The organism is Achromobacter xylosoxidans, assembly GCF_002192695.1.
GTDB lineage: Bacteria > Pseudomonadota > Gammaproteobacteria > Burkholderiales > Burkholderiaceae_B > Achromobacter > Achromobacter xylosoxidans_C.
On sequence record NZ_MTLG01000056.1, the window covers coordinates 1 to 448 of the forward strand.

The following is a 448-nucleotide window of genomic DNA, read 5'->3' on the forward strand; positions in this document are numbered from 1 at the left end:
ACCGCCACGGATTCCTCTGGCGCAACAACTTCGCAGAAGTTCGACTGGACCATCGCCAATCCCGCGCCCATCGCGGCTGGCGATTCGGACGCAGCCAGCGAGGACTCTGCCCTCGACATCAGTGCCCAGGACGGCGTGCTGGCAAACGACAGGGATCCAGATGGCGATGCGCTTACCGTCTCGCAAGTCAACGGCAACGCGGCCAGCGTGGGCGCCGCCATCGCGGGGTCCCATGGCGGCACGTTCACGCTGAACGCCGATGGCTCCTACCGCTTCGACCCAGGCCCTGCATTCCAGCGCCTCGGCGCCGGCGAAAAGACCTACAGCTCGATCACTTACACCGTCTCCGACGGCGAGGGCGGTACAAGCACGGCCACCCTTACGGTAGAAATCACCGGCGCCAACGACGGCCCGGTCTCCACCGCCATTTCCGACACCTCCAGCCTGG

The 448-nt window shown here is 65.8% G+C and carries 1 protein-coding gene; it reads left to right on the top strand.

The window, feature by feature from the left end; all coding sequences use genetic code 11:
* On the top strand, positions 1-448 hold a 448-nt coding region (locus tag BRO63_RS09425; RefSeq protein WP_179215062.1), incomplete at both ends, for a cadherin-like domain-containing protein.